The sequence below is a fragment of the Micromonospora tulbaghiae genome (genome assembly GCF_900091605.1).
Classification (GTDB): domain Bacteria; phylum Actinomycetota; class Actinomycetes; order Mycobacteriales; family Micromonosporaceae; genus Micromonospora; species Micromonospora tulbaghiae.
The window spans coordinates 284869-310145 of sequence record NZ_FMCQ01000003.1; the positions used below are offsets into that span (position 1 = coordinate 284869).

Genomic DNA, 25277 nt, shown 5'->3' on the forward strand with positions numbered 1-25277 from the left:
AAACTTGCCCAGGGCGCCTTGTCGTCGCCGTGATGGAATTTCAGGCACGAACGAGGTTGAACAGCCGATGTCGGCGCTGACGAACGCGGGCGGCAAGCTCGCGAGCGTGCTCTCTGTATGATCCCGCACGGCGGGTGAGCAGAGGAGTGGGGCATGCAGCCGGAAGGTCCGTACAGGTTCACCGAGGTGCTGGGCGAGTGCCAGGTCGGCAGGGCCTGGGCCGCGCTCGACGGGCAGGACCGCGCCCTGACCGTGGCGGTTCTGGACGGCGCCGCAGCCGGTGACCAGCGCTGGCGCGAGGCGTTCACCAACGCGGCGAACGTGCTGGCCCAGACGCCCGGCGGCCACCGGTACGTGAACTCCGACTTCGCTGCCGGCCAGCCCTGGGTGGCGTACCCGTCCGAAGAGGACGGCGCGGCCGAGCGGCTGTTCCGCAGCCTGGGCATGGACTACCAGCGCATCGCCACCGCCGAGATCCTCCCGCCGCCCCCGCCGGTGTCCGCGCCGCCGCAGCAGGTCTCGTCGCCGCCGCAGTTGCCGTGGAGCCCGCAGCCGTGGGCGATGACGCCGCAGCAGCCGGTCTCCGGCGCGCCCGTCTCGTCCGGCGCGCCCGTGTCACCCGGCATGCCGGTGTCGCCGGGCATGCCGGTGCCGGCGATCCCGGCCCAGGCCACCGCCCCGGATCCGCTCGTGCCGACCGGCGGTCCCCGGATCGCACCGGTCGCCCGCCCGCCCAAGAGCCGTACCGGGCTGTGGATCGGGGGCCTGGTCATGGCGGCGGTGCTGGCCGGCGGCGCCGGTCTGCTGGCCGGACGGTCGCTCGCCGACGGCGGCGAACCGTCCACTCCGGCTGCCAGCGCCTCCCCGGCGCTCTACGAGGCCACCCAGCAGTCGCTGAACAAGGCGAAGTTCGACGCCACGCTCATGCCGCTCGCCGAGCCGTGGCTCGACGGGGTGGGCGGCTGCGCGATCAACACGGAGAAGAGCGGTCCCGGGCTCGCCGCGGGCGAGAAGCAGCACGTCTTCTGCCGCTACCTGGGCGTGTCCCTGCACTTCGCCGAGTACGAGTCGGCCGAGAAGAAGGAGGCGGCGCGCGCCTTCCGCCAGCAGATGGGCATCATCGGCCGCGCGCTCGCGCCGGGCATGCGGGAGGCCGGACCGGCCACCGGCGGCGTCAGCGGGGCGCAGGGCAGCTACGTCGAGTACGCCGGCAACGGCCAGGACGGCCGTCCGGTGTGCGGCATCTGGTGGGGCCGCGACGACAACACCAGCGCCATCTACATGGAGACGCCGTGCGGGGCCGGGCTCGGCGGCAACTGGGACGCCCTGCGCGACCTCTGGCAGCGCCACAGCTAACGGACGCGGGCGCCGTTCGGCGGGGGCACCAGGCAGACGTCGCTGCCCTTGGTGACGCCCGCCGCCAGGTCGAAGCGGACCACGCGCGCCCCGCCGAACTGCCGCTCGGTGACCGCCACGCCGCTGCCGCCGAGCCGCACGATGACGTCCCGGTTGGCCCCGTCGGCCCAGTCGGTGGCCTGGAACAACCAAACCCGGGACCGCCCGGGCAGCAGCGTCGACACGGTCTGCTTCGGACACCCGCCGGGGCCGGCGGCGACCACGTAGGCGTCCGCCGCCGGGCCGTACCAGGCCTGGGCGTTCCACGAGACGGTGGTGGCCAGCACCAGGTCACCCGGGCGGCGCTTGTCCTCCAGGTAGCTCAGCGCGCCCCGGTAGTCGACCGCGTTGGCGCCGCCGCCCTGGGCGAAGGCCCGCGCCGGATGCACAGTCGCCACCACGGCGGTGGCCAGCTGCGGAACGGCGAGCGCCAGCAGGAGCACCACCCCGACCACCCACCTGACCCGGGCGGGCAGGCCGGCCCGCAGCGGCGGCGGTGCGACGGCGAGCGCAGTGACCAGCATGCACGCCGGCACCGCGTAGAGCGCCAGCCGGCCGTTGAACGGGTAGACCGACACCGCCGCGCCGGCCAGCCCGGCCGCCAGCGGGGTGAGCAGGACCAGCACCGCCACTGTGGAGAGCCGGCGCAGCCCGGCGGCCGTGCCCAGCACCAGCAGCGGCACGACGACCCACGCCGACCAGGCGACGAACGGCACCGTGGCGAGACTCCGGTACGTCGCCGCGAGCCATTCCACAGTGGCCGCCAGGTCGGTGAGCGAGTGCGCCGGGTAGATCGACTTCGCCCGCCAGTACGCGGCGAGCTGCGGGTCGGCCAGTCCCGGCGCCAGGAACAGCACGTACACCACGAGCGCGACCACGCCCCAGGCCGGCGCCGGGGCGAGGAACCGGCCCAGCTCACGCCACCTGCTCGCCCGTGGGCGGTCCGGGCGGGACAGCGCGTACCCGGCCAGCAGCACGCCGAGCGCGCCGGTGACCGGAATGGACAGCGTGCTGACGAACGCCATGGCCGCCGCGGCCGACCAGAACACCGCCGACCCGGCCCAGGTCGGGCCCGTCCCGACGAGCAGCAGCGCCAGGCCGACCACGAGCGTGACGCCGAACGCCTCGGCGCTGTACTGCTTCAGCTCGTTGGAGTAGCCGATCAGGAACGGCGCGACGGCGACCAGCAGCAGCGCCGCCAGCGCGGCGAGCGGCGGCAGGAGTGCCCGGCCGAGCCACGCCACGAGCGGCAGCAGCGCCAGCCCGAACAGCAGCGGCACCAGCCGGAGCGCCCGCTCACCGTCGCCGAACTGCTCGAACGCGAACCGTTCCAGCCACAGCCAGCCGGGCGGCGCCGACTGGCTGAACGCCAGCGGCTGCAACAGGTCCAGGTAGCCGCGCTCCCGGATGTTGTGCGCGACGTACAGCTCGTCGCTCCAGAAGCTGCGCGCGTACGCCCACTGCCGGATCCGCAGCACGGCACCGAAGGCGACCAGCAGGCCCGCCACGGACCAGTACGGGGACCGGCTCAGCCGCTCCCACGCCACCGCGACGACAGCCGCCGGCGTGCCCGGCCGCGACGGCACCGGCGTCGCCGACGCGGGCGCCATCGAGGGGGAGAAGGCCGGGCGTGTCACGGACACGGCGAGACGGTATCAAAGCGTCATTCATGTCAGCGGCCCCGCGACCGCCCTCGATCACTGCCCGTGCGGGTCCGGAGTGGACGCGGTGGACGGAACCGCCGTGCCGACCAGGCCGGCGGCCCGGCGGTGCCGGCGTGCCGGTCGCGGCAGGCCGACCAGGAACTCCGGGAACATGCCGAAGAACGTCCGGGCACTGCGCAGCTCCAGCGTGTGCGCCCGGGACCAGCGCACCGAGTTGGTGGCGCGGGCCCAGTGGTGGGTCCACCGCACGTCACCGAGCACCGCCACCGGCAGTCCGTGCCGCCAGGCGCGCAGCCCCAGCTCGTGGTCCTCGTAGTAGAGGAAGAACCGCTCGTTCCACCCGCCCAGTTCGGTGACGTCGGCGGTCCGTCCGGCCACCGCCGCGCCCATCACCCACGCGACGTGGCGCGTCTCGCCGGGCGCGGCCACCAGCCGGTACGAGGCGTGCAGCCGGGACAGCGGCCACACCTTGCGGTTGCCGAGTTTCGCCGTCGCGTACGGGAAGCCACGCCCGTTGGCCTGCGGCGTGCCGTCGGTGCCGAGCAGTTGCGGCGCGACCAGGCCGCCGTGGCCGTCCAGGTACCGGGCCAGCGCGTCCAGGCCGTCCGGGTGTACCTCCAGGTCCGGGTTGGCGAACAGCACGTACCGGCCGGTCGCCTGGCGCAGGGCGACGTTGTTGGCGCGGGAGAAGCCGACATTCTCCGGCAGCCGGATCACCCGCGCGCCCAGCTCCTCGGCGACCGCCGCCGAGTCGTCGGTCGAGGCGTTGTCGACCACCAGCCACTCGTACGGCTTCGGCCCGCGCCAGCAGCGGCGCAGCGTGTCCGCCGAGTGGTAGGTGACCGTCACCACGGTCCACGGCTGTGCCGTCATCACGCCCTCCGTGCGGTCAGGTAGCCGAGCAGGGACGCGAACCCGAACCGCCGGCCGGTCCAGCGACGGCGGGCCGCCGGACCCTCGGCCAGCCCGCGTCCGATGCCGCGCAGGAACGGCCGCAGCAGGCCCTGCCGGGCGCGCCGGGCGGCGAGCGCGAGGTGCGCCAGCGCCAGCACCGGCACCGCCACGAGCAGCAGCGGCCAGGTGAACGTGCGGGACGCGACCAGCAGCCGGTTGCGGGCCAGCAGGAACGCCCGGAATCCCTGCAACCGGTCGTCGCCGTCCACGCTGTGCCCGCCCGCGTGCGGCAGCACCACGTCCAGCCCGCGCGTGCGCAGCCCCGAGGCGTAGAGCCGGAACGCCAGGTCGGCGTCCTCGCCCCAGGCGAACAGGTGCTCGTCGAAGCCGCCGAAGCGCCGGTACAGCGCCGTCGGGAAGACCGCCGCGCCGCCGGACGGGCCGAGCGGGGCCCGGCCCGTCGTGGCTCGCCTGTCGATGAACAGCGACACCGGGTTCAGGTCGATGCCCACGTACTCGCCGCCGTGCATGGCCAGGCCGACAGCGATCGGGGCGTCCGGGTCGGCGGCGGCGCAGATCCGGGCCAGCGCGTCGTCGGGCAGCCACACGTCCGGGTTCAGCAGCATCAGGTGGCTCGTGGTGACCGTTGCCGCCGCCCGGTTGCAGCCGGCCGCGAAACCCGGGTTCGTGGCGTCGGGCAGGTACGCGTACCGGTCGGCGGGCAGGTGCCCGGCGATCACCTCGGCGCACCCGTCGGACGGCCAGTTGTCCGCGAAGACGAACCGGACCGGCAGGTCACCGGCGCTGCGTACCCAGGTCGGCAGCGTCTCGGCGAGCATGCCGGCGGACCGGTAGAGGACGGTGACCACGGTGAGGCCGTCGAACGTCATGCCGCGCTCCTGCCCAGCCGGTGCAGCACCCAGAGGCCGGGCACCAGGCTCAGCCAGGTCGGGTAGATCAGCGGATACAGCTCGTAGACGCCGAACAGCGCGAAGTAGACGACGAACGCCCGCGCCAGCTGCCCGGCCGGCGCACGGGAGAACTCGAACCACCGTTCGGTGGCGCCCACCGCCAGCCCCAGCGCGGCCAGGAAGAACACCGCGCCCAGCGGGCCGTAGTCGAGCAGCGGGATGGCCACGAACGTGGCCGTGTTCATCAGGTACGGCTGGCTGAGCTGGGACGTCAGCCCGTACAGGTCCGCCTTGCCGACGATCGGCTCGACGCGGGAGCCGAGGAACGTCAGCGAGTACGTGCCGTACCGCGGCTCCAGGTGCTCCCGCTGTGACCACACCCGCCCGAACGTCTCGGTGGACGAACTCAGCGACAGATCCAGCGACCCGGCGCTGCTGGCCAGCGCGTTGCTGCCGTAGCGGGCCCGGAACTCGGTCTCGAACGCGCCGGTGCCGGCCATGGTGCGCTGCCCGCCGAGGAACACCGCCGCGCCGAGCGCCACCGCGCCGATCAGCAGCACCACCGGTGTACGCGCGGCCAGGAACGACGCGGCCCGTCCCCGGGTACGCCGTACCGACAGCGCCGCGATCAGCGCGGGCGCGATGCCCACCAGCACCGAGTTCTTGCTCGCGCCGAGCGCCGCCCCGACGGTGAAGACAGCCGTCAGCGCGTAGTAGACCGGCAGCGCCCGGCCACGCGCGGACAACGCGCGCAGCAGCGACACCGCCATGCCGAGCGTCCACGCCTCGGACAGCAGCCCGATGACCAGGTTCGACTGCTCGCGCAGCACCTGCCGGGCGGCGTCCGGGTTGTCGGCGAGCAGCGGCGGCACAGTGCCCCGGAACCGGATCGCCGCGGTCACCACAGCGACGCCGAGCAGCACGAACAGGTACGTCAGCAGGCGGCGCTCGGACGGCCAGGACAGCGCCGGACGGGACCGGTCGCCGTCCTCGTCCCGCCTGTCGATCAGCCGCCGGCCCACCGCCCAGGCCAGCAGGAAGACCGTCACGTAACCGGCGAGCACCGGCAGCACGCCGCGACCGGCCCAGGAGTCGTACGGGCCGGGCAGCACCCGCACGGCGAGCAGCGCGGCGGTCCAGACGGCGGCGCAGGCCGCGAGCGCCCACATCCGCAGTCGCGCGGCGAGCAGCGTGCCGACCGCCAGCGCGAGCGCCACGGCGATCCCGGCGTCGAGCGTGGCCAGCAGCAGGGCCGCGCCCAGCGCGAACGGGACTCCGACCGACCAGAGGCGTCGCTCAGCGGCTGGCACGGGCGACCGTCCGGTACAGGTCGTGCCAGTTGTCCACGCATCCGTCGAACGAGTGCCGGTCCGCGTACTGCCGGGCCAGCTCGCGCCGCCGCTCGTCCCACGCGGCCGGGTCGGTGGCCGTCCGCACGGCGGCGGCCAGCGCCTGCGGCGTCAGCTCCGCCCGGTACGCGAGCACGCCGTCGCCGGCGGCGGTGACCTCGGTCAGGCCGCCCGCGCCGGAGTGCACCACCGGCACGCCGAGCGACATCGCCTCCAGCGCGCTGCGCCCGAACGCCTCCACCCGGGACGGCACCAGCAGGCAGTGCAGCCGCTGCAGGAACGGCGCGGCGTCGACGCGGCCGACCAGATGCAGGTTCGGCCGCTCCTCGACGTCGACGGTGCCCGCGCCGGCCACCAGGAACTCCACGTCCGGCAGCGCCGCGGCGACGCCCGCCAGCAGGTCGGCGCCCTTCTCCCGTTCCAGCCGGCCGAGGAAACCGACCCGCACCGGGCCGTCCGGCGCGAGGCCGCCGGTGTCGGTCACCTGCGGCCAGATGGCGGGCAGCGGGTTCGGGATCACGCGCACGTCGCGGATCCGCCCGCGTACCCGGAGCTCGTGGGCCTCGAAGTCGGAGACCGCGACCGTCGCGTGCGGCCGCAGCCGCCGGAACATCAGGTCCGTGCTGATGTTGGCCTGCACCGCGGCCTTCGCGCGCAGCGTCTCCGCCGTGTCGCGGTACTGCCAGAGACTGTTGTGCAGCGTCACCACGAGCGGCGTGCGGCGCCCCCGCACGCCCAGCCCGGCGCGGGCGTGCATCGCGGCGGAGAGCAGGTGTGCGCTCACCACGTCCGGCCGCAGCTCCTCGACGAGCGCGCGGATGCCGCGCGCGTACCGGAGGTCCACCCGCTTCGCCGCGCCCAGCGGACACCACGGCACGCCCGCGTCCCGCAACGCCGCCGCGACCTCGTCGTCAGGCGTGGCGGCGACCACGTCGACGCCACGGGACGCGAGCGCCGGCAGCATCTCGATCAGGAAGCGCTCGGCGCCGCCGAGCTGCCGCCGCCCCGACCCGCCGGTGGTGCAGACGAACAGCACCCTCATCGGACGCCCATGCCTTCCAGGGCGCCGCGGGCGATCGCCCGCCGCGCGGCCCCGCCGCCCACAGCCGCCCGGGCGAGCACCCCCACCGTGTACGCGGAGCAGGCCACAGTGCCCCGCCACCCGGCCAGCTCACGGCTGGCCCGGATGAACTCCCGGGTCTGCCGGCGGGAGATCTCCTCGGCCGCCCACCGGCGCTTCGCGCTCGCGTCGTCCTCGTGCGTGACCACGGCGTCCGGCAGGTACGCCAGGCGCAGCCCCAGCCGGCGCACCGCCCAGCACAGCCGCAGGTCCTCGGAGTAGAAGAACGACGACTCGTCCACCCCGCCGATCCGGTCCAGCGTCTCCCGCCGGATCGCCACGAACGGCCCGGACAGCCAGTCGCCGCGCTCCGGCGAGGCCACGATCCGCAGCCTCGGGAACACCAGGCTGAGCCCGGTGGCGTGTGCGAATCCGGTGCCCACCGTCAGGAACCGGCCGGCGGCGGTCTGGTCCCGGCCGGTCGCGTCCAGCACCTTCGGGAACGCCGCGCCCACAGTCGGGTCGTCCAGCTCGGCCACGAGCCGCTCGATCGCGCCCGGCCGCACCAGGATGTCGTTGTTGGACAGCACCACCCGGGACCGGGTGCTGTGCCGGACACCGAGGTTCATGCCCTTGGCGTAGCCGAGGTTCGTCTCCGAGCGCACGTACCGGGCGCCGGTCTCCGCGCACATGGCCCGCAGCCGGTCGCTGATCTCGGCGGCGCTGCCGTTGTCCACCACGACGGCTTCCACGCCGTCCGGCAACGAACGGACGCAGCCGTCGGTGCGCTCGAAGTCTTCCCAGGTCAACACGACGATTGAGACGTCCACCGCTAGGCCATCCGATTGACGAGGAGGTGCGTGGACCGCTGGAGTCGCTGCCGGGTGCGCAACGCGTAGACGCCGTAGGCGACCGACGACGCGACCGCGGCGCCGAGCGCGCCGGCCCACGGGATGAGCAGAACGTACAGCACCACCGACACCGACATGGTGACGAGGGCCACGGCGGTGGTGGCCTGCTCGCCCGCGCGCTTGAGCAGCGCCGCGCTCCACGTCTTGCCGGCCGACAACGCCAGCGTCCCGGGCAGCAGGAGCAGCCCGAAGATCCAGGCGTCGCGGTAGTCCGGCGCCAGCACGCCGAGCCCCGCCAGCCCGATCACGGCGAGCGCGGCGATCGGCAGCGCCGACCTGACGACCTCGCGGCCGTGGTCGCCGATCGCGTCCGGGTCACGCTCGGCCAGGATCCGCTGCGCCCGTACCACCGCGCCGGACTGCGCGAACTCCAGCGCTGCCACCGCCAGCGCGAACACGCCGAGCGCGCCCGCGCCGGCGAAGCGGGCCACCAGGACCTGGCTCAGCCGGTACGTCAGCATCTGCGCGCACACCCCCACGTGCAGCCGGCCCACCGCGAGCAGGTCGGCGCGGTACTCCGTGCGCCCCGCCGTCGCCGCCGGCACCGGCCCGAACCGCCGCGCCCAGCCCAGCACCGCCACCCCGAGCACCGTGGCGGTGGCGACCTGGACGCCCAGCCACAGCACGCTCCACAGGCCACCGTCGAGCCGATGGCCCAGCCAGAACAGCCCGTACCCGGCGACCAGCACCGCGCCGCCGAGCGCCCGCATGGTGTAGACGAACCAGAACCGCTTGAGGCGCAGGCCGAGCGCGGCCGCCGTGTTGAACACGGTGAGCGCGCAGCCGGCCCCGATGCCCACCGGGTGGCTGCCCAGCCCGGCCAGCGTGGTCAGCAGCGCCGCGGCCAGCGCGGTGAGCCCGAGCGAGACGGTCAGGATGCCGGCGATCCACAGGCGACCACGCGACATGATCCAGCCGGCCGGGCGGGACAGCAGGAACGTGTCCACGGACAGGCCACCGAGTGCCGCGCCCACTGTGGCGCTCACCATGTTCGCCGCGAGTTCGCCGCGTTCGGCAGCCGGCAGCGTCACCGACACCAGCGCGGCGAGCCCGGTCAGGCCCAGGGCGACCAGATAGAGACGCTCGGGGGAGACGATCCGCCGGACCCGGCCTAACACCCGGCGCCCAGGCGCCGGTGCCGGCCGCGAGCCGGCCACGCGGAATCCACTCGTCTTCCCCCAAGATGCGCGGATGGTGCGGGCTTGTTCTACCCGACATGAGCGCCGTTGCGCAATGGACCCGGCGGGCGGGTACGCCCGCGGCGGTCCGCCGCCGGTAGGGTGACGCGTCGTGGACCTCGCCCACTTCCGCGACACGATCGGCAGGCGGTGGCCGATCGTGCTGGCGCTGACGCTGCTGTGCGGCGTGCTCACCGGGGTCCTCGCCGAACGCCGGCCACCGGTCTACCGGGCCGAGACCCAGATGGTCGTCACGTTCGCCGCCGAGAAGTCGGCCACGCCCCAGCCCCGCCCGCCGGCCGACGAGGCGGGCCGGCTGATGCAGCGGCGGGTGAAGACGTACGCCACCATGATGAACACGCCCCGGCTGACCCGCCCGGTGATCGACTCGCTCGGACTGCCGTACACCACCGACGACCTGGCCGGTCGCGTCGTCGCGTCGTCCACCGTCGACTCCCTGGCGATCGACGTGGCGGTCACCGACCGGTCCGCCGGCACCGCCGCGGCGATCGCCGCCGCGCTCGCGGCCGAACTGCAACGGATCGCCGAACGCGACCTGCCGCCCGCCGGGCTCGGGCTCAAGGCCCAGGTCGCGGTGGTCCGGGCCGCCGCGCCGCCGCCGCGTCCCGAGCCGGTGCGGTGGCAGTGGTACGCGGCCGGCGGCGGGCTCGGCGGCCTCGCCGTCGGGGTCGGGATCGCCCTGGTGCTCGGCTACCGCCGGGCGGGTACGCCGGTGAGCGCGGACGTGCGGACGCTCTGGGCGACGACGGTGCGCCGCCGTCCCGCCGAGGCCGTCGCGGAGCCGGCGGATTCAGAGGCTCCGAGAACGCCCGTCCCGGACGCGGCCACCTCCGGACCGGACGCGGTCGAGGACTCGGCCGGGGTGCCGGGTCAGAGCGACGGCCGGGTGTCCAGCGCCGCGGTGAAGGAGCGGCAGGCGTCGTAGTCGGGCAGCAGCCCTGCCGCGCGTGCCTCGGCCAGGCGCGGCGCAGCCGCGTCCCGCCTGGACAGCAGCGGCGTCGGCGCCGGCCAGTCGATCCCGAGATCCGGATCCAGCGGGTACAGGGTGTACTCGGCCGCCGGGTTGTACGTCGCGGAGCAGAGGTAGCTGAGCGTCGCGTCTTCGGTGAGCGCGCAGAACCCGTGCCCCAGTCCTTCGGCCAGGTAGACGGCCCGCCGGTCGGTGTCGTCGAGGCGTACCGCCTCCCACCGGCCGAACGTCGGCGAGCCGACCCGCACGTCCACCACCACGTCCAGCACCGCGCCGCGTACGCAGGTGACGTACTTGGCCTGGCCGGGCGGTACGTCGGCGAAGTGGATTCCGCGCACCACGTCCCGCGCGGACACGGAGAGGTTGGCCTGCGCCAGCCGCAGCGGATGGCCGACCGCCTCGGCGAGCCGGTCGAAGCGGTACCACTCCAGGAACAGGCCCCGGGTGTCGCCGTGCTGGCGCGGGGTCACCTCCCAGGCGCCCTCGATGCTCAGCGGACGGATCTTCACGACGCACTCCCCGAACCGGACTGTCCGGCCAGCAGACTCAGCAGGTAATCACCGTAACCGCTGCGGGTCAGCGGGTGGGCCAGCATCCGCAACCGCTCGTCGTCGATCAGTCCGGACCGCCACGCGACCTCCTCGACGCAGCCGATCTTCATGCCCTGGCGTTCCTCGATCACCCGGACGAACTCCGCGGCCTGCATCATCGACGTGAACGTGCCGGTGTCCAGCCACGCGGTGCCCCGGTCGAGCACTGTCACGGTGAGTTCGCCCCACACCCGGTACGTCTCGTTGATCGCGGTGATCTCCAGCTCGCCCCGGGCGCTCGGGGTCAGCTTCCGGGCGATGTCGACCACCCGGTTGTCGTAGAAGTAGAGGCCCGGCACCGCGTACCGGGACCGGGGACGGGCCGGCTTCTCCTCGATCGACAGCACCCGGCCGGCGTCGTCGAACTCGACCACGCCGTAGTCCTGCGGGTTGGCGACCGGGTACGCGAAGACCCGCCCACCGGCCGGTTCGCCGTGCTGGGCGAGCTGCCGGCCGAGCCCGACGCCGTGGAAGATGTTGTCGCCCAGGATCAGCGCCACCGACTCCTCGCCGATGAAGTCCGCGCCGAGCAGGAACGCCTGCGCGATGCCCTCCGGGCGGGGCTGCTCGGTGTACGTCAGGCGCAGCCCCCACTGGCTGCCGTCGCCCAGCAGCCGCTCGAACTGGGCGCGGTCGTCCGGCGTGGTCACCACCAGGATCTCCCGTACCCCGGCCATCACCAGAGTGGAGAGCGGGTAGTAGACCATCGGCTTGTCGAACACCGGCATCAGTTGCTTGGAGACGGCCCGGGTGATCGGCCAGAGCCGGGAACCGGTGCCGCCGGCGAGAAGGATTCCACGCACCCGCGGAGACTACCCGCGACGCCGCCGCCCCCGCGGCCCGTCGACGTCCCGCCCGGGCTGCCGGCACGGCGTAGACTCCACGACCCGTGAGGATCCTCGTCACCGGCGGCGCCGGCTTCATCGGGTCGGAGTACGTGCGGATGCTGCTGGGCGTGCCCGGCGGCGACGCGGCCGGGGTGCCGGTCGAGGGCCCCGACGCGCTCACCGTGCTGGACAAGCTGACCTACTCCGGCAACCTGGCGAACCTGGCCTCGGTACGCGACGACCCCCGGCTGCGCTTCGTGCGCGGCGACATCTGCGATCCGGCGCTGGTCGACGAGGTGGTGCCCGGGCACGACGTGATCGTCCACTTCGCTGCCGAGTCGCACGTGGACCGGTCGATCACCGGCGCCGCCCCGTTCGTCACCACGAACGTGCTCGGGACGCAGACGCTGCTCGACGCCGCGCTGCGGCACGGCGTCCGGCGGTTCGTGCACGTCTCCACCGACGAGGTGTACGGCTCCATCGACTCCGGCTCGTGGACGGAGAGCTGGCCGCTGGCGCCGAACTCGCCGTACTCCGCCTCGAAGGCCGGGTCGGACCTGCTGGCGCTGTCCTACCACCGCACCCACGGCCTGGACGTCGTGGTGACCCGCTGCTCCAACAACTACGGGCCGTACCAGTTCCCGGAGAAGGTCGTCCCGCTGTTCGTGACCAACCTGCTCGACGGCGGCACCGTCCCGTTGTACGGCGACGGCGGCAACGTCCGGGACTGGCTGCACGTGCACGACCACTGCCGGGGCGTGGCGATGGTGCAGGAGAAGGGGCGGGCCGGCGAGGTCTACCACATCGGCGGCGGCACCGAGCTGACCAACCGGCAGCTCACCGAGCGGCTCCTGGCGGCGTGCGGGGCCGGCTGGGACCGGGTCGTGCCGGTCACCGACCGCAAGGGCCACGACCGCCGCTACTCGCTGGACATCAGCAAGATCAGCAGTGAGCTGGGGTACGCCCCGAGCATCGACCTCGACCGGGGCCTGGCCGAGACGGTCCGCTGGTACCGGGACAACCGGGCCTGGTGGGAGCCGCTGAAGACGGCCGGCCACTGATGACCCGGGTGCTCGTCACCGGTGCGGGCGGGATGCTCGGGCGGGACCTGCTCGCCGTGCTGCGGACCCGGCCGGACCTGTCGGTCACCGTCGCCGCCCGCGCCGACCTCGACGTCACCGACGCCCACGCGGTCCGGGACGCGGTGGGCGGGCACGACGTGGTGCTCAACGCCGCCGCCTGGACCGACGTGGACGGCGCCGAGACGCGCGAGCGGGACGCCACAGCCGTCAACGGCGACGCGGTCGCCGCCCTGGCCCACGCCTGTGCCGTGTCCGGCGCGCGCCTGGTGCACGTCTCCACCGACTACGTGTTCGCAGGCGACGCCACCGAGCCGTACCCGGAGGACGCGCCGACCGGCCCGGTCAACGCGTACGGGCGCAGCAAGCTCGCCGGGGAACTGGCGGTGGCCCGGCTGCTGCCCGAGACCGGGTACGTCGTGCGCACCGCCTGGCTCTACGCCACCCACGGGCGCAACTTCGTCAAGACGATGCTGCGGCTGGCAGCCGAACGCGACCGGCTCGACGTGGTGGACGACCAGTACGGGCAGCCCACCTGGTCGTACCGTCTCGCGGAGCGTCTCGTGGCGCTCGCCGACGCGGCGCTCGCCGGCGACGCGGAGCCCGGGACGTACCACGGCACCGCCGCCGGCGAGACGACCTGGTACGGCCTGGCCCGCGCCGTCTTCGCCCTGCGCGGTCTCGACCCGGACCGGGTCCGGCCGACCACGAGCGACCGCTTCCCGCGCCCGGCGGCGCGTCCCCGCTACAGCGTGCTGGCGCACGGCCGGTGGGAGGCGGCGAAGCTGCCGCCGCCGGGGGACTGGTACGCGGACCTGACCGACGCGCTCAGCGCCCCCCGCCCCGGAAGACCTCGGTGACGGTACGCAGCACGATCTTGATGTCGAGCCAGAGCGACCAGTTCTCGACGTAGTAGTTGTCGAACCGGGCCCGGTCCGAGATCGGCGTGTCCCCGCGCAGGCCGCTGACCTGCGCCAGACCGGTGAGCCCGACCGGTACGCGGTGACGCATCGCGTACCTCGGGTATTCCATGGAGAACTTCTCCACGAAGTAGGGCCGCTCCGGCCGGGGCCCCACCACGCTCATCTCACCGCGCAGGATGTTCCACAGCTGCGGCAGCTCGTCCAGCGAGGTGCGCCGCATGAACCGCCCGATCGGCCCGACCCGCTCGTCGTGCGCGATGGACCAGGTGGTCTGCGACTCGTGCTCGTCGGCCGGGCGCATCGACCGGAACTTGATCACGTGGAACGGCTTGCCGTACCGGCCGATGCGCTCCTGGCGGAAGAACACGCCCCGGCCGCCGTCGAGGAACGTGGCGACGGCGCAGAGCAGCAGCAGCGGGCTCAGCAGCACCAGGGCGGTCACCGCGAACACCACGTCGGAGGCGCGCTTGAGCCGCCACCGGGGACCGGTGAGCGTGGTGTCGCCGATCTTGATGAGCGGGATGGCGCCGATGTGGTCGGGGTAGCCGCCCTGCGACCGCGACCCCCACAGGCGCGGCACCGCCCACAGGTCACAGCGGGAACTGGCCGGACGCAGCAGCGCCTCCATCAGGTCGGCCTCGGAGCAGTCCGGGTCCGCGATGATCAGGACCTCGCACTCCAGCATGTCGGCGAGCTTCTCCAGGTCGTCGATCGTGCCGATGAGCGGCAACGCGCCGATCCGCGGCCGTGACGGGGCGTCGACAGCGCCGACGAACCGCAGCCCGTACTGCGGGTAGCGACGCAGCAGCCGGGCCAGCTCGCCGCCGATCGGCCCGCCGCCGATGACGATCGCGTTGTGCTCCACCCACCGTCGCTTGCGGGCCAGGAGGATGAGCCGGCTGTTCAGCGCCCGCCCGACGATCACCAGGCCGGCGGAGAGCGCGACGCCGCGCATGAACCCGCTGACGTACGGCACCGAGTCGTGCCGCAGCGCCGCGATGATCGCCCCCACCGCGCCGGAGGCCAGCAGCCGGCCGCCGAGGCTCGGCAGCTCGTCCAGGATGCTGATGTGCCGGCGCGGCCGGTAGAGCCCGCCCGCGGCGAACAGCCCCACGGCGAGCGCGGCGTTGAACAACGTGCCGCGCCAGTAGTTCTGCGTGAGCAGCAGCGGCGCGAGCAGCGCCGCGACGTCGATGGGTGCGGTCACCATCCAGGCTCGCAACCAGCGGGTACGCGTCGACGCCCGCGAACCCGCGTACGGCAGCACCGTCGTCGTGTCCAGGCCACTGTCCATCGGCGTGTTCATGGCCACACCGGACGGTGGCGCGGACGAATGCTCGAACGCCGGCAGGCGTGGCATGGTCGATCCTCCCCCGTGACGCCCCCGGCCCGGATGCAGAGACCGACGGCGATCGCAGGATACGAGCGGCCCCGCCCCGCCGCCAGCACCGGCATGACAGATCGACGTCCTACTTTCCGCTGATGGCGAGGATCTCGGGGACCGAGTCGCGGCGGACCGCGTCGAACAGCGTCTTGGAACGCGCCGCATCGGGGAACACGACGCTCTCACTGCCGACCCGGCCGGTGCCCTTCACCGGGCAGGTGAAGAACGTCAGGTTGCCGCCGCGCAGGCCACGCATCTCCATCGCCAGATCCACCAGCGACAGTGACTTGTCGACCGCCACCGAGTCCGACGTGGCGCGGACGAACGAGTTCAGCTTGGCCGGGTTGGTCAGCACACCGCCCGAGGCGGCCTTGTCCAGAATGGCCTTGATCACCTGCTGCTGGTGCCGGATCCGCGCGAAGTCACCGTCGGGGAAGGCGTGCCGCTCCCGCGCGTAGTCGAGCGCGGCGGCCCCGTCCATGGTCTGCCGGCCCTTCTCGAAGGTTCGCGTGCCGATCAGCGAGTACTTCGTGGTGAAGCCCTTCTCCACGTCGATCTCGACGCCGCCGAGCGCGTCGATGATCTCCTTGAAGCCGGCGAAGTCGACCATCGCCACGTTGTCCACCCGTACGCCGCTGAACTTCTCCACCGTCTGCACCATCAGCGGCACGCCGCCCCACGCGTACGCGGCATTGATCTTCGCGTCGCGACCGCCGCGGCCCTCCTTCGACTTCGGGATGGCCGTCCAGGTGTCCCGGGGGATCGAGATGAGCTGGGCGCTCGACCGGTCCTTCGGCAGGTGGGCCAGGATGATCGTGTCGCTGCGCGAGCCGCCGGTGCTCTCCGGATCGCGGGAGTCGCTGCCCAGGATCATGATGTTCATGGCGCCCTTGGCCTCGACCTGTGGGCGCGACTCCTCCGGCACCCCCTCGAAGGCGTCGACCCGCTCGATGGACTTGTCGACCGAGCGGTAGTAGAGGCCACCGGCCAGGGCGCCCCCGCCGGCGAGCAGCACGACCACCAGCAGCACGATCAGGGCGATCCGCCGGCCCCGGCGGCGCCGGGGCCGCTTCTCCTCCACGGGCCCGCCCGGCTCCATATCGGAGCCCTGCTCGCGTGGGTCGGAATCGGTGAGCTGGTGGCGATCTGACATGCCGCGATGCTACTGATTCGCGTCGCACCGTGTGGACCCGCGCCCGGACGGTGACGCCCCCGGCGGCGCTCGACCGCCGGACCGAGGTGGCGGCTCCGGGCCTCGCCGCCGGGCACCCGCCGGATCCGGTGTCCGGCGCGTCCGCCTGGAGGGCTCGCTGCGGCAGCACCCCGACCTCGCCGGCGGCAGGGGGAGGGGAGTGGCCTCACCGTCCGCCGCCACCAGCTCGGCAACAGTGGTCAGATTCCTCCGGGCTGGCCGGTGTCGTCTCCAGCGCCCGCGCGCTGCGCCCGGTTTAGCTTTCGCTTAGCTCGCTTGTCGGGCGGCAGACCGGTCCGGCAGCATCGACCGGCGTGACCGACGGCACCGCACCCCACCCGCCGACCGCCGGCGACACGTTCGGACCCGCCACCCCGGACGGTCGTCGCCGCGCCGCCGCACGCCGTCGCCGTCTGGCCGCCGCCGGTCTGGTCGCCGTCGCCGCCGCGGTCGCGGTGACCCTCGCGGTACGCGGCGGCGCCGCCCCCGCCTGCGCGGCCCCGCCTCCCCTCGCTGCCGGGGCACCCGTGGTCGCCCTCCCGCCCATGGTCGCCGCCCTCCCGCCGGGTGCCGCCGCCCTCCCGCCCGTGGCCGCCCTGCCGGTGGCCGCCGCCCCGCCCCTCGGCGGCGCGACGCGCAGCGGCAAGGCGACCTTCTACGACTCCGAGGGCGCCGGCGGCAACTGCTCCCGGCCGGGCGCGCCCGCCGACCGGATGTACGTCGCGCTCGGCCCGGGCGAATACGCCTCCGGCGCCTCCTGCGGCGGCTTCCTCGACGTCACCGGCCCACGGGGCACCGTGCGGGTGCAGGTGATGGACCAGTGCCCGGAGTGCGCGCCGGGTCACCTCGACCTCTCCGCCGAGGCGTTCGCCCGGATCGCCGATCCGGTGCAGGGGGTGGTGAAGGTCAGCTACCGCGCGGTGGTGAACCCGAGGTTGACCGGTCCGCTCACGTTCCGGATGAAGGAGGGCTCGTCGCAGTGGTGGTTCGCCGTCCTCGTCGGTGACCACGGCAACCCGCTGCGCTCGGTCGAGGTGCGGCAGAACGGCTCGTGGCGTGCGGCGCAGCGGCAGGACTACAACTACTGGCTGATCGAGTCAGGGGCCGGTCCCGGCCCGTACGAGATCCGGGTCACCGACGTGTACGGCCACCGCGCGACCGCCACCGGCATCCGGATGCTCCCCGGCCAGGTGCAGCGCAGCAAGACCCGCATGTACGGCACCAATGCCGCCACCCCCAAGCCCACCCCGAAGAAGCCGAGCCCCACACCCCCGAGCCCCACCCCCAGCCCTTCCGCCACCACCCCGGTTCCGGCTCCCGCCGCACCCACCGAGCCCGTGATGCAGGCAGCCGCCGCCCCACCCACCCCGGCTCCCTGCTCCTGACGCCGCCCGTCTGCTCCTGCCCTGCCAGCGGCCCCGCCCGCCCTCAGCCCTCGTCGATCTTGCACTCGCGGCCCCTCCGTTGCCGCACAAGCACCTTTCGCCCGGGCACCAACCGCAAGATCGCCGGGAGCCGGGAGCCGGGAGCCGGGAGCCGGGAGCCGGGAGCCGGGAGCCGGGAGGGGTCGGCGAGAGGGCGGCGCCTCGTGGCCAGCCCTCGCCGATCTTGCACTTGCTGCCCTGCATCTGTCCTGGATGCGGTTTTTGTCGGGGCTATAAGTGCAAGATCGCCGGGCGGGGCCGGGTAGGGCCGAGCCGAGCCCGAGTCAACCCAAGCCGGGCCGAGTCGAGCCGGGGCGAGTCCGGGGTGGCCGGGCCGGGCCGGGGCGGGTCAGGTTGGGGTGGGGAGGTCTCGCCACATGAGGATCTCGTCCCGGGCGTCGGTGGGGGACAGGCGCAGCGCGGCGGGGAGGCGGCCGATCTCGCGGTATCCGAGGCGCTTGTAGAAGCGGTCCAGTCCCAGACCGTCGCGGACCGTCACGTGCAGCGCCGTCAGGCCGAGCCCTCCGGCGATCCGCTCGGCCTCGCGCATCAGCGCCGCGCCGTACCCGTGTCCCTGGGTGTCGGGGTGCACCATGACGCGCTTGAGCACCCGCCAGTGCGTCTTGAGGTGGAACCGGTTGTCGGCGACGACCAGGACGGCGACCAGGCGTTCGCCCTCGTAACCGGCGAGGAGCCGGTCCGGCCCGTCCGCCACCTCGTCGAGCGTCGAGGTGGCGAGCGGGCGTACCTCGTCCGCCGTCACGGGGGCGACGAAGCCGACGGCGCCGCCGGCGTTCGTCACGTCCACCCAGAGCGCGATGATCTGTTCGCGCAGCTCGGGGGTGAGGTCGGGGTCGAGTACGAAACGCAGGTCCACGACGCCATCCTGCGCGTGGCGACGCGGCCCGCACCCGCGTTCGTGATGGGCGTGACACCGCTGATGGTGCGGGAGGGGGGTTTCGAACCCCCACGTCCTTTCGGACACAGGCTCCTAAGGCCTGCGCGTCTGCCGTTCCGCCACTCCCGCCCGACCCGCCGAGTTTAGAGTGTCGCGCCGGAGCCGTGTGTACTCCGGGCCGCGACCGGCCGCGACCGGCCGCGACCGGCCGCGATGCGACGAGGCGCTCCGGGCCGGTGACCTCAGTCGAGACCGAGGTCCCGGCGCAGCTTGGCGACGTGACCGGTGGCCCGCACGTTGTAGAACGCCTGCTCGATCTTGCCGTCCTCGTCCACCACGAACGTCGAGCGGATCACGCCGGTGACGGTGCGGCCGTACATCTGCTTCTCGCCGAACGCGCCGTACGCGGTCAGCACCGCCTTGTCCTCGTCGGAGACCAGCGGGAACGTGATGGCGTCCCGGTCGCGGAACTTCGCGAGCTTCGCCGGCTTGTCCGGCGAGATGCCCACCACCTCGTAGCCGGCGGCCTGGAGGGAGGCGAGCGAGTCCCGGAAGTCACACGCCTGCTTCGTGCAGCCGGGCGTCATGGCGGCCGGGTACGCGTACAGGATGACCTTGCGGCCGCGCAGGCCGGCCAGGGACAGCGTGCCGCCGTCGTCGGTGGGGAGGGTGAACTCGGGGGCGGGGTCGCCGGGCTTGAGGCGGTCGGTCATGGCGGTGACGATACCGCCGGGCCGGTGCGGTCGGCGGACGGCGACGCGCGGGCGCGGTGACGGGCACCATGTGTAGTTGCAAGATATTGGCAACAGTGCCTTCCTGGAAATAAGCTGAGCCCGTGGACACCCTGGCGATGCACATCTCCAACGGGATCATCAACGGCCCGGTCGCCGCGATCTTCGCGGCTCTCGCCCTCGCCGCGCTCGCCTTCTGCGTGCTGCGGGGCCGCGCCGACCTCGACGACCGGCTGGCTCCGATGGCCGGGCTGGTGGCGGCGTTCATCTTCGCCGTGCAGATGCTCAACTTCCCGATCTTCACCGCCGGGGTCAGCGGTCACCTGCTCGGCGGCGCACTGGCCGCGCTGCTCGTCGGCCCCTGGGTCGGCGCGCTCTGCGTCGCCGTGGTGCTGATCGTGCAGGCGCTGGTCTTCGGTGACGGCGGGGTCGCGATGCTCGGCCTCAACATCACCAACATGGCGCTGCTGGGCACCGCCGCCGCGTACCTGCTGATCGCGCTGCTGCTGCGCGTGCTGCCGCGTACCCCGGCCGGGCTGGCCGTCACCGCGTTCGTCTCCGCGCTGGTCAGCGTGGTGGTCGCGTCCCAGGGCTTCGTGCTGCAGTACTGGCTGGGCGGCACCACCGACCTCGGCGGCAACCTCACCGGCCTGGCCGGCACCATGGCCGTCGCCCACCTGCTCATCGGCATCGGCGAGGGCCTGATCACCGCGACCACAGTGGTCACCGTCGCGAAGGTCCGGCCCGACCTGGTGTACGCGCTGCGCGCCCTCAAGCCGGCCACGCCGGCTCCCGCCGTCCCGGTCGCCGGAGGTGCCCGATGAGCAAGCGTCACTGGCCGTTCCTGCTCGGCGGCCTGCTGGTGGCCCTGCTGCTGGCCGGCGTGGTCAGCAACTACGCCTCCTCGCACCCGGACGGGCTCGACTCGTCGCTGCTCAAGGGCTGCACTGTGAACGCCGACGACGAGATCACCGGCGGCAGCTGCCCGGCCCAGCAGGCCAAGGACCACGAGCTGGCGGACAGCCCGCTCGCCGACTACGGCGTCCGCGGGATCGGCAACGACTTCGTCTCCACCGGCCTGTCCGGCGTGCTCGGCGTGCTGCTCACCTTCGCGCTCGGCGGCGGCCTGTTCTGGCTGGCCCGCCGCCGCACCCCCGCCACGAACGCCACGCAGGCCGCACCCGCCACGAGCGCCGACCCGGTGGAAGAGGCCGCGACCCCGTCCACCGGCACACGCTGACCATGGGTGCCGGGCACGCGCACGTGCTCTATCGCGAGTCTGGCTCGCCGGTGCACCGCCTCCCGCCGGAAGTGAAGATCGCCGCGATGGTGCTGTTCACCGTCGCGGTGGTGGCCACGCCCCGGGAGGCGTACTGGGCCTTCGGCGGGTACGCGCTCCTGGTCGCCGTGGTGGCCGCGCTGGCCCGGGTCGGCCCGCGCTGGCTGCTCAGCCGGGCTTTGATCGAGCTGCCGTTCGTACTGTTCGCGTTCGCGCTGCCGTTCCTGGGCGCGGGGGAGCGGGTCGAGGTGGCCGGCCTCGCCCTGTCCGTGGACGGGCTGCACGGCGCGTTCAACATCCTGGCGAAGGGCACGCTCGGCGTACTCGCGTCGCTCCTGCTGGCGGCGACCACGACGACGCGTGACCTGCTGGTCGGCCTGGACCGGCTGCGGTGCCCGCAGATCCTCACCCAGATCGCCACGTTCATGCTGCGCTACCTGGAGGTGCTCGTCGGCGAGGCCCGGCGGATGCGGGTGGCGCGGGTGTCCCGGGGTGACGACCCGCGTTTCCTGTGGCAGTTGCGCGGCTTCGCGGCCGGGGTCGGCGCGCTGTTCCTGCGCGCGTTCGAGCGCGGCGAGCGGGTGTACCTGGCGATGCTCTCCCGCGGCTACACCGGCCGGATGCCGGCGGTGTGGCAGGGGGCCGGCGCGGCCACCGCCGGCCAGTGGGCGGCCGCCGCGACGGTGCCGGCGATCGCGGCCTCCATCGCCGCCGTCGCACTCGTCCTGCGATGATCGGGTACGTGCAGCAGCCGCCCTCCCTCGACATCAGTGGCGTCCGGTACGCGTACCCGGACGGTCACGTCGCCCTGCACGGGGTGGACCTGACCGTGCCGCGCGGCGAGCGGGTGGCGCTGCTCGGGCCCAACGGCGCCGGCAAGACCACGCTCGTGCTGCACCTCAACGGCATCCTCACCCCGACCGAGGGCACGGTGAGCGTCGGTGGCCTGACTGTCAGCCGCGACCGGGAGACGCTGGCCGAGGTACGCCGCCGCGTCGGCATCGTCTTCCAGGACCCGGACGACCAGCTGTTCCTGCCCACCGTCGCCGAGGACGTCGCGTTCGGCCCGGCGAACCTGGGCCTGCGCGGGGCCGAGCTGGCCGCGCGGGTCGACGAGGCCCTCGCGGCCGTCGGGATGAGCGAGCACCGGGACCGGGCGCCGCATCACCTGTCGTTCGGGCAGCGGCGCCGGGTGGCGGTGGCGACCGTGCTGGCCATGCGCCCGGAGATCCTGGTGCTGGACGAGCCGTCGTCGAACCTCGACCCGGCCGCCCGCCGGGAGCTGGCGGAGATCCTGCGCGGGCTGCCGGTGACGCTGCTCATGGTCACCCACGACCTGCCGTACGCGGCCGAGCTGTGCCCCCGCTCGGTGATCCTGGACGGCGGCCGCATCGTCGCCGACGCCCCCACAGCCGATCTCCTGTCCGACGAGGCACTCCTCAAGGCTCACCGCCTGGAACTCCCTTACGGCTTCGCCCCCCGCCCGACCTGACCCCGCCCCTTCACACCCTCCGCCCGTCCGCGATCTTGCACTTCCCGCCCGGGCATAACGGGACAGAAGTCACGCCCAAGGGTCAGCAACTGCAAGATCGCCGGGGTCGAGGTCGCCGAGGGCTGGGCGGGGAGGCTTGGGCTAGGAGATTGAGGTGCGGGTTGGGTTGGGGTGTGCGGGGGTGGGGCGGGCTGCTCGTGCGGCGGTGCGCAGGCGCAGCAGGCCTGCCGCCACCGCGCCGGCGCCTGTCGCCAGGCCGACCACCACGAGCACCCGGACCAGCACGGCCGGGCCGGCGGCCGGGGGGATCGAGCGGGACAGCGCGGCCAGGTTCGTCACTCCGGCGAACAGCGTGAGGCAGGCGCCGGCGAGCGCCAGCACGAAGTCGGCGGCCGGGCGGCGGGCCAGCGCGTACCCGCCGGCGGCGAGCGCACCGAGCCCGGTGAGCAGCGTCCACACCTGACCGGTGACCAGCTCGGCGAGCGTTCCGCCGACGCCGGGGGGGCCGGTGTCCAGCGCGCGGGCGACGGTGAGCGCCACCGTCGCCGCGCCGCCCAGTGCGAGCAGCGCGCCCACCGCGCGCAGCGCCCGTACCCCGGCGGCGGTGCCGCCCGGTGCCAGTCCCGCCGCGCCGATGAGCAGGAAGCCCAGCGTGGCGGCCACCCACCAGGGGTACGGGTCGGGCGGCGGTACCCAGTCCAGCGTGCCGCGTACGGCCCCGGTGGTGTCACCGGCGCGCAGCGGCACCGTCCAGTCGCGTACCCGGTGTTCCCGGTCCGGGTCGGCGGCGACGGCGGCGGGCGGGGCGTCCTCCCGCCACAGCGTGCGCTGGTCGTGCCAGCGGGCGGTGGGTCCGTCGTCGATCCGCCGCCAGTCGGGCGCGGCGGCCGGGTTCGCCTCGGCGGGCAGCCGGGTCTCCCCGGCCAGCGTCCGGTTCAGGTAGGTGGCGGGGGAGCGGGTGTTCTCGTACACGCCGACCGGGCCGATGCGCAGGTACGGCTCACCGGAGTAGCCGAGCACCGTGACGTCGGCGTCGGTGTCGTTCGTCAGCTCCAGCCGCGCACCGGCCTCCACCATGCGCGCGGTGAGCCCGGGACCGTCCGGGTCGACGCCGCTGATGGTGGCGCGGTAGTCGGTGCCGTCGGGCGCGTCGGCACCGTGTGCGGCGGCCGGCGCGGCGAGTGTGAGCAGGGCGGTTGCCGCGACGGCGAGCACCAGCGCGGCCCGGCGCAGGGGTGTGATCACTTGCCGGCCGCCTCCACCGCCGACTTGAGCCCCTCCGGGCTGCGGTCCTGGAGTTCACTGCCGTTGATCTTGATGGTCGGGGTGCCGGTCACGCCGGACTTGCTCGCCTCGTCGGTGACGTGCTCGGTCCACGACCGGTACGTGCCGTCGGAGACGCAGGAGGCGAACTCGTCGCGGTTCAGCCCGACGCCCGCGCCGATGTCGACGAGTTCGTCGTTGCTGAGCCCGGCGCCCCCCTCCGGCGGCTGCCTGTCGAAGAGCTGGTCGGTGAACTCGCGGAACTTGCCGCCCTGCGCGGCGCAGCCGGAGGCGGCCGAGGAGCGGGTGGAGTATTCCGTGGTGGAGAAGCGGTTCAGGAACGCGACCGGGTGGAACACCAGCTTCGCCTTGCCCTCGCTGACGAGCTGGTTGAGCGTCTCGCCGTTGATCTGCTGGAACTGCTTGCAGGCCGGGCAGAGGTAGTCCTCGTACAGGTCGATGGTGACCGGTCCGGTGCCGAGCACGATGCCGGTGCCGGCGTCGTTGGCCCCGGGCGGGGCGGTGAACTCGTCGGACTTCTGGCTGGAGTAGGCGGCCCAGCCGATGCCGCCGGCGATGACGAGCACCAGCACCGCGGCGATCGAGGTCCAGAGCGTGCGCTTGCGCCGCTTCTCCCGGGCGATCTGCTCGCGTACGACCCGGGCCGCGTCCCTGCGCCCCTTGCGACTACTCATCGGTGTCCTCCACGGTGTCGTCGCCCGCCAGCCACCCGTCCACGGAGAACGGGGTGCGGGGCCAGATCAGCAGGAACCCGGCGAGTACCAGGAACCCGAGGTCCCGGAGGATCTCCGGGAGGTAGCTGGGCGTCTGGCCGGCGGCGAGCTGCCCGCCGGTGCCGAAACACCCGCAGTCGATGGCCAGGCCCCGGGCCCAGGCCGAGGCGATGCCGGCGATGAAGACCACGAGCAGCGCCGCGGACACACCGGCGCTGATCCGGGTGGCGATCCCGGCGAGCAGCAGCACGCCCAGGGCCAGCTCGACGAACGGCAGCGCCGCGCCGATCACGGTGGCCACGTCGTACGGCATGACCTGGTACGCGTTCACGGCCCGGCCGGAGGCGGCGAGGTCGCCGACCTTGGTGCCGCCGGCGATCAGCCAGACGGCGGCGAGCCCGAGGCGGGCGGCGACGCCGAGCCAGGGCCGCAGCGTCTGCCAGCGACCGGCCGGGGAGGGGGAGGGGGTCACAGTCATTCGTCGTCCGAGTGTCACGAAAGGTTCCCGCTATCCGGTCATCGTGTCGCCGACGGCGCCGACCAGCTCGTCGCGGGCGCGTGCCACCCGGGAGCGGATGGTGCCCACCGGCACCCCCTCCACGTCGGCGGCCTCGGCGTAGGACAGGCCGAGCAACTGGGTGAGCACGAACGCGGAGCGCCGCTCGGCGGGCAGCCGGCGGACGAGGTCGGTGGCGCCGAGCTGACCGGCCGGGTCCGGGTACGGGCGGTCGGTGGCGGCCTGGGCGGCGAGCCGTGCGTCGAGCCGGCGGCGGCGCACCACTGTCCGCAGGTGGTCGGCGCAGGCCCGCCGGGCGATCCCGAGCAGCCAGGTACGCACGCTGGAGCGCCCTTCGAAGCCGGGCAGCGCCCGGAACGCCCGCAGGTACGTCTCCTGGGTCAGGTCGTCCGCGCTGTCCGGGTCGACGAGCGCGGCGGCGAAGCGCCACACCTCGGCCTGGGTGGCCCGGACGAAGGCGGCCTGCGCGTCGCGGTTCCCGTCGCGGGCGGCCAGGGCCCAGCCGGTGGCCGCGTCCCGGGCAGCGTCGGGTGCCGCCTCGGGGCGGTCGGCGGCGGTGTCGCGCGAGCCGGGGATCACGTCACCCGAGGT

The 25277-nt window shown here is 73.8% G+C and carries 26 protein-coding genes and 1 tRNA gene; 9 read left to right on the top strand and 18 right to left on the bottom strand.

Features of this window, described 5'->3' with window-relative positions:
* Window positions 1-153: 153 nt before the first annotated feature.
* Complete coding sequence (locus GA0070562_RS10240) at window positions 154-1356, top strand: hypothetical protein (protein ID WP_091419094.1); 1203 nt, start codon at window positions 154-156, stop codon at window positions 1354-1356.
* Here GA0070562_RS10240 and GA0070562_RS10245 read toward each other — a convergent pair.
* From GA0070562_RS10245 to GA0070562_RS10275, 7 genes are read right to left on the bottom strand one after another with little or no spacing between them, the layout of a single operon-like run.
* The gene (locus GA0070562_RS10245; RefSeq protein ID WP_254663768.1) at window positions 1353-3038 is read right to left on the bottom strand and encodes a glycosyltransferase family 39 protein; all 1686 of its coding nucleotides are present in this window, start codon (window positions 3036-3038) and stop codon (window positions 1353-1355) included. The genes GA0070562_RS10240 and GA0070562_RS10245 overlap by 4 nt on opposite strands.
* A gap of 54 nt (window positions 3039-3092) precedes the next feature.
* Window positions 3093-3932: a glycosyltransferase family 2 protein gene (locus GA0070562_RS10250; RefSeq protein ID WP_091419098.1), complete on the bottom strand. Its 840-nt coding sequence runs from the start codon at window positions 3930-3932 to the stop codon at window positions 3093-3095.
* On the bottom strand, window positions 3932-4843 hold the full coding sequence (locus tag GA0070562_RS10255) for a glycosyltransferase family 2 protein (protein WP_091419101.1): 912 nt from the start codon (window positions 4841-4843) through the stop codon (window positions 3932-3934). Before GA0070562_RS10255 ends, GA0070562_RS10250 begins: the two co-directional genes overlap by 1 nt.
* The gene (locus GA0070562_RS10260; protein ID WP_091419103.1) at window positions 4840-6174 is read right to left on the bottom strand and encodes a hypothetical protein; all 1335 of its coding nucleotides are present in this window, start codon (window positions 6172-6174) and stop codon (window positions 4840-4842) included. Before GA0070562_RS10260 ends, GA0070562_RS10255 begins: the two co-directional genes overlap by 4 nt.
* Window positions 6161-7255 (bottom strand): glycosyltransferase family 4 protein, encoded by a 1095-nt coding sequence (locus GA0070562_RS10265; protein ID WP_091419106.1) that lies wholly within the window; start codon window positions 7253-7255, stop codon window positions 6161-6163. The genes GA0070562_RS10260 and GA0070562_RS10265 overlap by 14 nt, the downstream gene beginning before the upstream one ends.
* Window positions 7252-8085 (bottom strand): glycosyltransferase, encoded by an 834-nt coding sequence (locus GA0070562_RS10270; RefSeq protein ID WP_254663784.1) that lies wholly within the window; start codon window positions 8083-8085, stop codon window positions 7252-7254. Before GA0070562_RS10270 ends, GA0070562_RS10265 begins: the two co-directional genes overlap by 4 nt.
* 20 nt (window positions 8086-8105) lie before the next feature.
* On the bottom strand, window positions 8106-9302 hold the full coding sequence (locus tag GA0070562_RS10275; protein ID WP_254663769.1) for a polysaccharide biosynthesis protein: 1197 nt from the start codon (window positions 9300-9302) through the stop codon (window positions 8106-8108).
* Between the two features lie 172 nt (window positions 9303-9474).
* On the opposite strand from GA0070562_RS10275, the gene GA0070562_RS10280 reads away from it, so the two are divergent.
* Complete coding sequence (locus GA0070562_RS10280; protein WP_091419114.1) at window positions 9475-10308, top strand: YveK family protein; 834 nt, start codon at window positions 9475-9477, stop codon at window positions 10306-10308.
* Here GA0070562_RS10280 and GA0070562_RS10285 read toward each other — a convergent pair.
* Together GA0070562_RS10285 and rfbA are read right to left on the bottom strand one after the other, a co-directional pair.
* Window positions 10254-10862 (bottom strand): dTDP-4-dehydrorhamnose 3,5-epimerase family protein, encoded by a 609-nt coding sequence (locus GA0070562_RS10285; protein WP_091419117.1) that lies wholly within the window; start codon window positions 10860-10862, stop codon window positions 10254-10256. The two genes, GA0070562_RS10280 and GA0070562_RS10285, sit on opposite strands and share 55 nt — an antisense overlap.
* Window positions 10859-11746: a glucose-1-phosphate thymidylyltransferase RfbA gene (gene rfbA, locus GA0070562_RS10290; RefSeq protein WP_091419120.1), complete on the bottom strand. Its 888-nt coding sequence runs from the start codon at window positions 11744-11746 to the stop codon at window positions 10859-10861. The genes GA0070562_RS10285 and rfbA overlap by 4 nt, the downstream gene beginning before the upstream one ends.
* Window positions 11747-11832: 86 nt before the next feature.
* On the opposite strand from rfbA, the gene rfbB reads away from it, so the two are divergent.
* On the top strand, window positions 11833-12831 hold the full coding sequence (gene rfbB, locus GA0070562_RS10295; protein WP_091419123.1) for a dTDP-glucose 4,6-dehydratase: 999 nt from the start codon (window positions 11833-11835) through the stop codon (window positions 12829-12831).
* Entirely contained in the window at window positions 12831-13709 is an 879-nt protein-coding gene (rfbD, locus tag GA0070562_RS10300; RefSeq protein WP_091419125.1) for a dTDP-4-dehydrorhamnose reductase, read from the top strand. Before rfbB ends, rfbD begins: the two co-directional genes overlap by 1 nt.
* On the opposite strand, the gene GA0070562_RS10305 is transcribed toward rfbD, so the two are convergent.
* The gene (locus GA0070562_RS10305; protein WP_091419128.1) at window positions 13678-15132 is read right to left on the bottom strand and encodes a sugar transferase; all 1455 of its coding nucleotides are present in this window, start codon (window positions 15130-15132) and stop codon (window positions 13678-13680) included. The genes rfbD and GA0070562_RS10305 overlap by 32 nt on opposite strands.
* A 109-nt stretch (window positions 15133-15241) precedes the next feature.
* Entirely contained in the window at window positions 15242-16309 is a 1068-nt protein-coding gene (locus GA0070562_RS10310) for an LCP family protein (protein ID WP_091419131.1), read from the bottom strand.
* 353 nt (window positions 16310-16662) lie between these two features.
* Here GA0070562_RS10310 and GA0070562_RS10315 point away from each other — a divergent pair, with 353 nt between their 5' ends.
* Window positions 16663-17733 (top strand): expansin EXLX1 family cellulose-binding protein, encoded by a 1071-nt coding sequence (locus GA0070562_RS10315; protein WP_091419134.1) that lies wholly within the window; start codon window positions 16663-16665, stop codon window positions 17731-17733.
* A gap of 388 nt (window positions 17734-18121) precedes the next feature.
* Here GA0070562_RS10315 and GA0070562_RS10320 read toward each other — a convergent pair whose 3' ends face one another.
* The 3 genes from GA0070562_RS10320 to bcp form a co-directional block, all read right to left on the bottom strand.
* On the bottom strand, window positions 18122-18649 hold the full coding sequence (locus GA0070562_RS10320) for a GNAT family N-acetyltransferase (RefSeq protein ID WP_091419136.1): 528 nt from the start codon (window positions 18647-18649) through the stop codon (window positions 18122-18124).
* Between the two features lie 64 nt (window positions 18650-18713).
* Window positions 18714-18799: transfer RNA gene (locus GA0070562_RS10325), tRNA-Leu, on the bottom strand.
* Window positions 18800-18912: 113 nt separating this feature from the next.
* Window positions 18913-19383: a thioredoxin-dependent thiol peroxidase gene (gene bcp, locus GA0070562_RS10330; protein ID WP_013474255.1), complete on the bottom strand. Its 471-nt coding sequence runs from the start codon at window positions 19381-19383 to the stop codon at window positions 18913-18915.
* A 122-nt stretch (window positions 19384-19505) separates the two neighbouring features.
* Between bcp and GA0070562_RS10335 the strand changes: the two genes are divergently transcribed.
* Genes GA0070562_RS10335 through GA0070562_RS10350 form a run of 4 tightly spaced genes read left to right on the top strand, consistent with a single transcriptional unit; the run spans window position 19506 to window position 22172 of the window.
* Complete coding sequence (locus GA0070562_RS10335; RefSeq protein WP_091419138.1) at window positions 19506-20225, top strand: energy-coupling factor ABC transporter permease; 720 nt, start codon at window positions 19506-19508, stop codon at window positions 20223-20225.
* Window positions 20222-20641: a PDGLE domain-containing protein gene (locus GA0070562_RS10340; protein WP_091419140.1), complete on the top strand. Its 420-nt coding sequence runs from the start codon at window positions 20222-20224 to the stop codon at window positions 20639-20641. The genes GA0070562_RS10335 and GA0070562_RS10340 overlap by 4 nt, the downstream gene beginning before the upstream one ends.
* Before the next feature lie 2 nt (window positions 20642-20643).
* Entirely contained in the window at window positions 20644-21414 is a 771-nt protein-coding gene (cbiQ, locus tag GA0070562_RS10345; protein ID WP_091419143.1) for a cobalt ECF transporter T component CbiQ, read from the top strand.
* Entirely contained in the window at window positions 21411-22172 is a 762-nt protein-coding gene (locus GA0070562_RS10350; protein ID WP_091419145.1) for an energy-coupling factor ABC transporter ATP-binding protein, read from the top strand. Before cbiQ ends, GA0070562_RS10350 begins: the two co-directional genes overlap by 4 nt.
* Before the next feature lie 141 nt (window positions 22173-22313).
* On the opposite strand, the gene GA0070562_RS10355 is transcribed toward GA0070562_RS10350, so the two are convergent.
* Genes GA0070562_RS10355 through GA0070562_RS10370 form a run of 4 tightly spaced genes read right to left on the bottom strand, consistent with a single transcriptional unit; the run spans window position 22314 to window position 25265 of the window.
* Window positions 22314-23417: a hypothetical protein gene (locus GA0070562_RS10355; protein ID WP_091419148.1), complete on the bottom strand. Its 1104-nt coding sequence runs from the start codon at window positions 23415-23417 to the stop codon at window positions 22314-22316.
* Complete coding sequence (locus tag GA0070562_RS10360; protein WP_091419150.1) at window positions 23414-24130, bottom strand: DsbA family protein; 717 nt, start codon at window positions 24128-24130, stop codon at window positions 23414-23416. The genes GA0070562_RS10355 and GA0070562_RS10360 overlap by 4 nt, the downstream gene beginning before the upstream one ends.
* Complete coding sequence (locus tag GA0070562_RS10365) at window positions 24123-24647, bottom strand: MauE/DoxX family redox-associated membrane protein (protein WP_091419153.1); 525 nt, start codon at window positions 24645-24647, stop codon at window positions 24123-24125. The genes GA0070562_RS10360 and GA0070562_RS10365 overlap by 8 nt, the downstream gene beginning before the upstream one ends.
* A 30-nt stretch (window positions 24648-24677) precedes the next feature.
* A complete protein-coding gene (locus GA0070562_RS10370) occupies window positions 24678-25265 on the bottom strand; it encodes a sigma-70 family RNA polymerase sigma factor (RefSeq protein WP_091419155.1) in 588 nt (195 codons plus the stop codon).
* Window positions 25266-25277 lie beyond the last annotated feature (12 nt).

Excerpts from the sequence above, each read along its gene's own strand:
- GA0070562_RS10240 (WP_091419094.1), top strand. The coding sequence starts at position 154 with ATGCAGCCGGAAGGTCCGTACAGGTTCACCGAGGTGCTGGGCGAGTGC.
- GA0070562_RS10250 (WP_091419098.1), bottom strand. The coding sequence starts at position 3,932 with ATGACGGCACAGCCGTGGACCGTGGTGACGGTCACCTACCACTCGGCG.
- GA0070562_RS10255 (WP_091419101.1), bottom strand. The coding sequence starts at position 4,843 with ATGACGTTCGACGGCCTCACCGTGGTCACCGTCCTCTACCGGTCCGCC.
- GA0070562_RS10265 (WP_091419106.1), bottom strand. The coding sequence starts at position 7,255 with ATGAGGGTGCTGTTCGTCTGCACCACCGGCGGGTCGGGGCGGCGGCAG.
- rfbD (WP_091419125.1), top strand. The coding sequence starts at position 12,831 with ATGACCCGGGTGCTCGTCACCGGTGCGGGCGGGATGCTCGGGCGGGAC.
- GA0070562_RS10305 (WP_091419128.1), bottom strand. The coding sequence starts at position 15,132 with ATGCCACGCCTGCCGGCGTTCGAGCATTCGTCCGCGCCACCGTCCGGT.
- GA0070562_RS10310 (WP_091419131.1), bottom strand. The coding sequence starts at position 16,309 with ATGTCAGATCGCCACCAGCTCACCGATTCCGACCCACGCGAGCAGGGC.
- bcp (WP_013474255.1), bottom strand. The coding sequence starts at position 19,383 with ATGACCGACCGCCTCAAGCCCGGCGACCCCGCCCCCGAGTTCACCCTC.
- GA0070562_RS10340 (WP_091419140.1), top strand. The coding sequence starts at position 20,222 with ATGAGCAAGCGTCACTGGCCGTTCCTGCTCGGCGGCCTGCTGGTGGCC.
- cbiQ (WP_091419143.1), top strand. The coding sequence starts at position 20,644 with ATGGGTGCCGGGCACGCGCACGTGCTCTATCGCGAGTCTGGCTCGCCG.
- GA0070562_RS10350 (WP_091419145.1), top strand. The coding sequence starts at position 21,411 with ATGATCGGGTACGTGCAGCAGCCGCCCTCCCTCGACATCAGTGGCGTC.
- GA0070562_RS10360 (WP_091419150.1), bottom strand. The coding sequence starts at position 24,130 with ATGAGTAGTCGCAAGGGGCGCAGGGACGCGGCCCGGGTCGTACGCGAG.
- GA0070562_RS10365 (WP_091419153.1), bottom strand. The coding sequence starts at position 24,647 with ATGACTGTGACCCCCTCCCCCTCCCCGGCCGGTCGCTGGCAGACGCTG.